This is a genomic window from Moorena sp. SIO4E2 (assembly GCF_010671945.1).
Lineage (GTDB): Bacteria > Cyanobacteriota > Cyanobacteriia > Cyanobacteriales > Coleofasciculaceae > Moorena > Moorena producens.
This window is the reverse complement of sequence record NZ_JAAHIE010000690.1, coordinates 1-3,304: the sequence shown is the minus strand read 5'-3', so window position 1 is coordinate 3,304 and position 3,304 is coordinate 1. Positions and strand designations below refer to the sequence as shown.

The 3,304-nt window shown below is 39.3% G+C and carries 3 protein-coding genes; 1 reads left to right on the top strand and 2 read right to left on the bottom strand.

The features are described 5' to 3' along the window. Positions 1-464 precede the first annotated feature (464 nt). Positions 465-599: a hypothetical protein gene (locus F6K37_RS35455; RefSeq protein ID WP_267872078.1), complete on the bottom strand. Its 135-nt coding sequence runs from the start codon at positions 597-599 to the stop codon at positions 465-467. Between the two features lie 368 nt (positions 600-967). Between F6K37_RS35455 and F6K37_RS35450 the strand changes: the two genes are divergently transcribed. After that, a complete protein-coding gene (locus F6K37_RS35450; RefSeq protein ID WP_009149253.1) occupies positions 968-2,776 on the top strand; it encodes a DUF7380 domain-containing protein in 1,809 nt (602 codons plus the stop codon). A 301-nt stretch (positions 2,777-3,077) separates the two neighbouring features. On the opposite strand, the gene F6K37_RS35445 is transcribed toward F6K37_RS35450, so the two are convergent. Next, positions 3,078-3,304: pentapeptide repeat-containing protein (locus F6K37_RS35445; protein ID WP_287255558.1), on the bottom strand; the 227-nt coding region annotated here is incomplete at its 5' end.

The window sequence follows — 3,304 nt, the reverse complement described above, 5'->3', positions numbered from 1 at the left end:
ATTTTTAAGGCTTTTTGAAGTATTGTTTTTTGCTCTTGTGTCAGATAATTTTTTGCTGGCATATTTCCTATTATTGGGTTATTTATTAATTTTTATTATACCAATTTAAATGCCGAACAGCTTAAAAGCCCTTTCTCATGAGTTTGCCCAGGAAGATCGCGCTCTTGCTGAAGTGGGAATGAGCGATTATGCGGCAAGTCTTGATCAAGAATATCAGCTATGATCAATCAATATCAACGTTTGGAGAGCCCGCCCCGTAACGCACCACCTTTAGACTACGTCAATATCTAAGACTCGATACTGTTGTTTGATACTTCAAAGACTCTTAGCTCGATTATTGCTTCTGGAGTCTTTATCAGCAGACTGCAAAATCTCAAGCTTCTGTGGCTGTTAAGGAAATCATACCAGATAAACCGACGACTTTCAGGAAACTTCCCGCAGAATCACTGATTAGGGCTTAACACCTAACCCAGTAGAATATTAACATAACTCTCAAAAAAAAATATATCTCGGATTAGGGTATATGCGATCGCATGGAATTCCACACCAGCCCTAATCCTTGTTTTATCCGTAATCTCCTCAGGAAATAATAACAACAATGAGCCACTTGATACCTCCTCAGGGTAGGAAAACTACTGAACAAATAATCTCAGAAATATTAGTCAACTATCAAGAGCATACTGATAGAGATAATATTCAAGATTTTTGTAGAGATGTTATCCACAACTGAAGTTATAGTAAATAGGTAATAAATTATGATTTTTAGTCTCAGCTGAATCCTTATAAATATAAGGTGCCCGTTATTATAATTAGACCGTATGATCAAACAATTTTAGTATAATAATTAGTAATTCGATTGCTTAAGTTACTAGTGGGGTAGTCCTTGAAAATTTATTATTCAGTGTTTATACTCAAGCTAATTGAATAAAATTTTGGCAAAGTATAAAAAAAAGAATGAATTAGCACTATGTCAGAACTGAACCCACCTCTTAAAAAAAATGACTTCACTAACACTTGCTGGCAAGATGTAGTGAACAGCAGCGAACCGAAGAATTGTATCACCTATTGTATTGCTTTTGATAAAAAAGTCCAAGAGGCGCAAGAATCAGGAAATTTCACAAAACAAGCTGTTTTTGAAATTCTGGCAGCCGTGACTAACGCTCCAATGAATCCAGCATTAACCGAAGAGTTGTTTACTGATAGGTTTAAGAATCTTACAGAGGAGCAGCTAAATTTTCTTGCTGAAATCGCACCTGAAATATCAGATCCTGAACTTCAAGCGCGAGTAGCAGATATTCTCTGGGTCAGACGACGTGACGATCTAATGGCTCAGTTGTCAATTACCGCTTACTTACAATCAGCAACTACCTTAGAAAGCTCTAATAATTGGAAGGATTCTTTGGACAGAATAGAACGAGCATTTCGGCTGGAACGCCAATTTAAAAATAAGGACAAAGTTGTTTTTAAACATATAGAAGCAGTTCTTGAATGCTATGAAGGCGAAGACTCTTGGTGGCCATCTCCAAGGTTAATGGAGCTATTGCAGGAACATAAATGTGGAGAACCAGTCAAATATGCAGCCCTGGCTGAAAAAGCAGCAAATTTAGCAGAATCAAGCTCTAATTGGGCAATAGCAAGAAGATTCTGGAGTATTAAAGCAAAATGGCATCGTATGGATAAAGACTACAGCAAAGAGCTTGCTGCTTCAATGTCAGCCGCTGAGACTTATGTCAAGGAAGCCGACTCTGCTCTCAAAAGAACTCCACCAAGCTACATGGCCGCATCAGGCTTGTTACAACAAGCTGTTAAAGCCTTTAGAAGCATTCGAGGAACAAAGGAAGAAACTGTGGATGCCAAAGCAAGAGCCGAGGAACTTCACAGGCTGCTTCTTCAGTACCAAGAAGAAAGTCGCAACGAGATGATGACCATTTCTCATAAAATGGATATTAGCAAGGTCGTAGAGGAAGCCATAAATTCGGTTAAGGGCAAAGACTTTAAAGAGGCACTCTTCGCTTTGTCTGTTTTGGCTGTTCCAACTAATGTCTCTAAATTGAGACAACAAGTACAGCAGGACGCTCATAACTCTTTAGGAATTCATCTTGTCCCTATTAACATAATAAATGAAATGGGCAAAACTGTTGCTATTCAACCAGCTTCTGTTCTCTCCAGTGATCCTGAAGAAGCGGAGCGTGCAACCAATTTTTATATGTGCCAGAAAGCCATTGAGTATTATCATCTACAAGCTCAAGCATATATTGAACCTGCCAGATATCAGATTAATTTAGAGCATTGTGTGCGACTTAACGATATTCTCTTCATAGTTCGCCATAGTCCATTTATTCCACCTCAGCGTGAGTACCTGTTTGCAAAGGGGCTGTATGCTGGACTTACTGGAGACTTTTTCACATCTACCCACATCCTAATTCCCCAAATTGAAAACTCTATCCGTTATATCATGTGGCAAAGAGGCATCATTACTTCTAAGTTGAAAGACAAGGGTATTCAGGATGAATTTAGTTTGAGCAAGACTCTTGCTCATTCAAAGATAACCTCTATTTTTGATGAAACTATGCTATTTGAATTGAAATGTTTACTGGTTGAACATGCTGGTAGTAACTTAAGAAATCGTATGGCTCATGGTTTGATTAGCGATGGTGACTTTATGAGTCCATTGATGTCATATGTCTGGTGCCTTACATTGAGGCTTTGTTGCTTGCCTATGTTGATACATCAGCAGCAAGTTGAGCAATCAAAGACAAGTACTGACGCAATCTAACATTAGTGCGATCGCTAATTTTGTAGGGTGTGTTGGGAGCATGTCAAATTCCCATAACAAATGTACTCAAATAACTCATGACCGCTACTGAACCACCAAAAAAGTTTAACCAATCACTTCACCCGACCGCAAGCTAGACAATTTATTATTAAAATTGCGGCTTTATCATAACACCAAAAAATAATCGCATCTCTTTCTTCCTATTCCCGATTCCCGATTCCCGATTCCCGATTCCCAATTCCCTACTCCCTACTCCCTACTCCCTACTCCCTACTCCCTACTCCCCACTCCCTTTGCTATATCACCAAAACCCCCGCTTACCAGTAGGAAGTACCGTTGTCCAATTAGTCTTAGCTTGAGCCAATTGTTCCTGAGTAACTTTAGCATTAGCAAGATTTGCCCCACACAAATTTGCTCCCCGCAGATTAGCATTTTCGAGATGAGCATAACTAAGATTCGCCCCACGCAAGTCTGCTCCTGTCAAAATAGCTTTTTTCAGGTAAGCTCGACCCAAATTGGCATTGCGTA

Excerpts from the sequence above, each read along its gene's own strand:
- F6K37_RS35450 (WP_009149253.1), top strand. The coding sequence starts at position 968 with ATGTCAGAACTGAACCCACCTCTTAAAAAAAATGACTTCACTAACACT.